Consider the following 4,707-nt stretch of genomic DNA (forward strand, 5'->3'; position numbering starts at 1 on the left):
AGCTTCAAGCTCGTTGCTTATCTTGGCGGCGCGGGCGTCGAGGCCCTTGGCGATCAGGCCGGGCACCTTGATGTAGACGGCAACGCCAAGAAAGATGATCAGGGCGACCGTGGCCCAGAGCGTTGCGAGAGATGTAGCGTCCATGATGCGCTCCTCACCGGGCCACGGATTTGACCGCGGCCGCGATCTCGGCCTTGCTGGCCTTGCCGCCGACAAGCGCCTCGACGATGGCCGAAGCGGTGTCCTCGGCGATGGTGCCGACTTCCTTCATGGCGTTAGCCTTGATCGACGCGATGCTGGCCTCGGCCTCGCCGAGCTTCTTGTCTAGCTCCGCCTCGACCTTCTTGCGGACGGCCTCGGCCTCGGCCTTGGCGGCATCGCCGGCCTGCTGGCCGATCGCATTGGCTCTCGACTTGGCTTCGGCCAGTTCCTGCTCGTAAGCGGCAACCGCGGCGTCAGCCTCGCCCTTCAGCCGGGCGGCATGGTCGAGGTCCTGCGTGATGCGGTCGTTGCGGACGTCGATGATGCCACCAAGGCGCGGCATCACCACCCGCTTCAGGAACAGGTAGAACAGCCCGAAGGTGATCGCCAGCCACAGCAACTGCGACGGGAACGTCGCCGGATCGAATGGCGGGAACGTGCCGTGCGCCTCGCCGGGCACCTCGGTGCCGGCATGCGTTTCGGCTCCCGCACCGGCGGCGCCTTCGGCGGCCGGCGCTGACTCTTCTGCAAAGGCAGATGTCACGAACATGGACTATCCCCTGATATCAGGCCAGCCGCTGGTCGCGGCCTGCCTGTCCAATCTTCCCAGTGCTCAGCCGAACAGGGCCAGAAGCGCGATGAGAAGGGAGAAGATGCCCAGAGCTTCGGTCACGGCGAAGCCGAAGATCAGGCGCCCGAACTGGCCGTCAGCAGCTGACGGGTTGCGCAGCGCGCCCGCCAGGTAGCTGCCGAAGATGTTGCCGAGGCCGATGCCCGCGCCACCCATGCCCAGGCAAGCGATGCCGGCGCCGATGTACTTTGCTGCTTCTGCGTCCATTTCAAACTCCTTTGGATCTGTAATTCCGTTGCAATTCCATCCGGCGACGAATGCCGGAAACTCGTAATCAGTGCCCGGGATGCAGGGCGTCGTTCAGATACATGCAGGTGAGCACGGCAAACACGTAGGCCTGCAGGAAGGCGACCAGCAGTTCCAGCGCCGTCAGCGCGACGGCCATGGCAAGCGGAAGCACCGAGCCGGCGATGCCGACGGCGCCCAGCGCGCTCAGGCTGACGACGAAGCCGGAGAACACTTTCAGCGTGATGTGGCCGGCCAGCATGTTGGCGAACAGACGAACCGAGAGGCTGACCGGGCGCGACACGAAGGAGATCACCTCGATCAGCACCACCAGCGGCAGCAGGAAGACCGGCACGCCATGCGGCACGAACAGCTTGAGGAAGCCGAGGCCATGCTTGCTGAAGCCGTAGACGACGACCGTTCCGATGACCAGCGCGGCGAGGCCGAAGGTGACGATGATGTGGCTGGTGACGGTGAAGAAATAGGGGAACAGGCCGAGCAGGTTGGCGACCAGCACGAACATGAACAGCGAAAAGACGAAGGGGAAAAACTTCAGCCCCTGCGTTCCCGCCGAGTCCCGCAGCATGTTGGAGACGAACTCATAGGCCATTTCCGAGACCGACTGCAGGCGGCCGGGAACGAGGCTGCGGCTGGCAGTGGTGAGGTAGAGGAAGGCCGATGCGACGGCGACGGTCGCGACCATGAACAAGGCGGAATTGGTGAAGGACAGGTCGTAGCCGCCGATGTTGATCGGAATCAGCTTGACGATATGGAACTGGTGGATCGGATCGACCTTGTCAGCAGCCACTTTACATCCCCGTCAAAGCCGCGAGCGGCCTCAGTGTCTTACCCAGCGCCAGGACGGCGCCACTTCATTCCTCCGGATCGCGCGGCGTGCCGCCCTGTCCGAATTGCGCCACCAGCCCCGCCGAACGCAGGACATTGAGGACGCCGGCGCCAAATCCCAGCAGCAGGCCGACGATCAGACCCCATGGCGATATTCCCGCCAGCCGGTCGATGATCCAGCCGATCGCGACACCGACCACTATGCCTGCGATGAACTCGCTGGACAGCTTGAGTGCCTGACCGTATCCGGTCACTGCTTTCGCGTCGTCTTTCCCCTCGAGCCGGTCCGGCCGCCTTGTCGCAAGCGATGCTTCAAGATCACGCCGGCGGCGCTCAAGATCGTCGTCGCGGATGTCGGCTTCGCGCTGCTTGCCGCGGCCGGTTTCTCCGGTTCCGTCTGGCCCGTTCGTGTCGGCCATCGCAACCCCCCTGCCCGGTCAGACCGCTAGCGTCCGTCCGCTTCTAAAGTCGCCGGCAACATAGTTAGAGGGTCCGCGCCCGTCAAGCCACGGGCCGAACTTCAAACCCATGTATTTTTTATTTTGAAATCAACGGGTTAAAGAGGTGCGACATCGTGCCCGTCGCGGTTCGGGGCAAGCGCCCGGCGAATCCTTGCAACCAAGGCTCCCCGGTTGCCGGCGTCTGGGGCCATCCGGACCACCCGGACGGTCCCGGCGAAACAGCCTCAGCTCCAGCCGCCACCATAGGTGCGGTAGAAGATATGCAGGCCGATCTTGGTCATTCGCTTCATCGTGCGCGCCCAGCCCGGATGCACGTAGTTGGCATAGTAGTGGGTCGACGAGCCGACTTCCGGAATGAAGATCTTGCCGGCGGTCACCGCCATGGCGACGTCCTGCGCGGTCTTGTAGGCGGCGGGATCGGTGACGCGCTTCTTGCGGCCGTCGCAGGCGAAGGAGAACTGGCAGCGGTTCAGCCAGTTGTCGTTCTGGTAGACGACGCCGCAGATCGACTTCGGATAGGCCGGGTTGCGCACGCGGTTGAGGATCACCTGGGCGACGGCGGCCTGGCCGCGCACGGATTCGCTGCGCGCCTCGAAATAGATGCCGTTGGCAAGGCAGGCCTGCTCCGGCTTGGAGAAGACGCTGGCCGGTAGCGGGTTCTGGATCCACCAGTGATCGCCCTTGGCCATCGGCGGGATGAAGCGGCCGCTGTTCGGCTCCTCGTCCTGCAGCAGCGCCTCGAAGGGCGAGGCCTTGGCATAGTCGGGCTCGGCCTGGGCATAGGCGGTGGCCAGCACGTCCGGCTTGTCGTTGTTGACGAGCGCCGCCAGCATGGCCGGCACGCCGGGATCCGGCTTCTTGTCCTCGCGGATGTGGAAGGCCTGGGCGATCTGGATCTCCTTGCCCTTGATGCCGGGCTTGGCGAAGGCGAGCTTCAGGCCGCTGTCCATGCTCGGGCGAAGCAGCGAGGATGTGCGTTCGAAGATTGAGCCGGCGTTGAAGGCCTTTGGTGGCGCCACCGGCGAGACCTGAACGATGCGGCCCTTCTTGTCGGCGCGCACGATGCGGTCCTCGTCGGGCGTCGTGCCGGCCACATTGCCCTTGCCGCGAAAGGCGACCGTGCCGACGCCCGGCAGTTGCACGCCGGAGCCGGAGATCGAGCCGGTGGAGGTGGAATCGACGAACGGCATCTCGGCGTTGTGGACCGAGCCCGCGACGGACTTTTCGACATAGGCTTTCCAGCGGGCGTTCGACGTCTCAAGGCCGGAAACGAGGCTGGTCATGTCCTGATAGGCGACGACCGACGGAAAGCCGACCCAGATGCCAAGGCCAATAACGAACGGAGACAGGAAGGAACGTTTTCTCTCACCGGCGGCGGCGACCAGCCGCTTCAAGACACGTCGATGCACGGAACTCTCCAGAAACGCAACTGACCCTCTGGAGAGCCAAAATGATGCATTAACCTTGATGGGGCGTTAACGCCATCGATCGTGTTTTTTGATGTTGGCCTGAATCGGGACGGCCCCGGAATCAGGCTGGCCGCAGGAAGATCGGCCAGGCGATCAGCGCGCAGCCGGCCGCCGCCAGCCAGACGCCGGGCCATGCCCAGAGGTGCAGGAGCCCGGGAATGGCGATCGGCACCAGGCAGAAGCCGACGAAGACGAAACTGTTGGCGAGGCTGAGCGCGGTGCCGACATGGCCGGGGCCGGCAAGCGTGGCAAGCTCGGTGTAGGCGACGCCGTGCCAGGCGGAGACCGCGATGCCCGCGACGACCAGCATGACGGGAAGCGCCGCCATGAGGGCCGGCCGGCCTGCGGCCGTGACGACCAGCAGCCAGAGCACGGCGAAGGCCAGCGCGCTCAGCGCGCTGCACAGCCTGAGGAACGGGCGGCGGTTGCCGTGACGGTCGGTGAAGCGGCCGCTCCAGACGCGCATGACCATGGCGCCGGTCTGCACGGCGGCGAGGCTCGCGCTGGTCGCCAATGTCCCCAGCCCTACGAAATCGTGCAGGAACACCGAGGCGAAGGTGAGCACCGCCACCTGCGGGAAGCAAAGCAGGCCGATGGCGCTCGAGATGCGCCAGACCTCGAGATTGCGCAGCGGCGCCGGACCGGCCGTCGCGGCGACATGACCGCCCCCTTCCGCCGGCGGTTCGTGCAGCCAGCGCCAGGCAAAGACGGCCGAGAGAGCGGAAACGGCTGCCAGCAGGCCGAAGACGGCGGCGAAGCCGAAGCCCAGGGCAAGCGAGGGCAGGACGAGCGCGCCGATGCCGCCGCCGAGCGGCACCGCCGTCTGCCTGATGCTCATGGCGAAACCGCGCTCGCCCTCGCGGAACCATCCCAT

General features: G+C 65.4%; 6 protein-coding genes and 1 pseudogene. All 7 read right to left on the reverse strand.

The features are described 5' to 3' along the window. Positions 1-144: pseudogene (locus EN780_RS40865) on the reverse strand (ATP F0F1 synthase subunit B); the annotation flags it as partial. A 10-nt stretch (positions 145-154) separates the two neighbouring features. Further along, positions 155-751 (reverse strand): F0F1 ATP synthase subunit B, encoded by a 597-nt coding sequence (locus tag EN780_RS27880; RefSeq protein WP_128275904.1) that lies wholly within the window; start codon positions 749-751, stop codon positions 155-157. Positions 752-814: 63 nt separating this feature from the next. Then, positions 815-1,039: a F0F1 ATP synthase subunit C gene (locus EN780_RS27885; RefSeq protein ID WP_006206606.1), complete on the reverse strand. Its 225-nt coding sequence runs from the start codon at positions 1,037-1,039 to the stop codon at positions 815-817. 67 nt (positions 1,040-1,106) lie between these two features. Then, entirely contained in the window at positions 1,107-1,865 is a 759-nt protein-coding gene (locus tag EN780_RS27890) for a F0F1 ATP synthase subunit A (protein ID WP_128275905.1), read from the reverse strand. 64 nt (positions 1,866-1,929) lie between these two features. Then, positions 1,930-2,322 carry an AtpZ/AtpI family protein gene (locus tag EN780_RS27895; protein ID WP_127284879.1) on the reverse strand — a complete coding sequence of 131 codons (393 nt, stop codon included), beginning with the start codon at positions 2,320-2,322 and terminating at the stop codon, positions 1,930-1,932. 266 nt (positions 2,323-2,588) lie between these two features. Further along, complete coding sequence (locus EN780_RS27900) at positions 2,589-3,773, reverse strand: cell wall hydrolase (RefSeq protein WP_128275906.1); 1,185 nt, start codon at positions 3,771-3,773, stop codon at positions 2,589-2,591. A 121-nt stretch (positions 3,774-3,894) separates the two neighbouring features. Then, on the reverse strand, positions 3,895-4,707 hold an 813-nt coding region (locus EN780_RS27905; RefSeq protein WP_133372738.1), incomplete at its 5' end, for an MFS transporter.

It is taken from the genome of Mesorhizobium sp. M4B.F.Ca.ET.089.01.1.1 (assembly GCF_004022605.1).
Lineage (GTDB): Bacteria > Pseudomonadota > Alphaproteobacteria > Rhizobiales > Rhizobiaceae > Mesorhizobium > Mesorhizobium abyssinicae.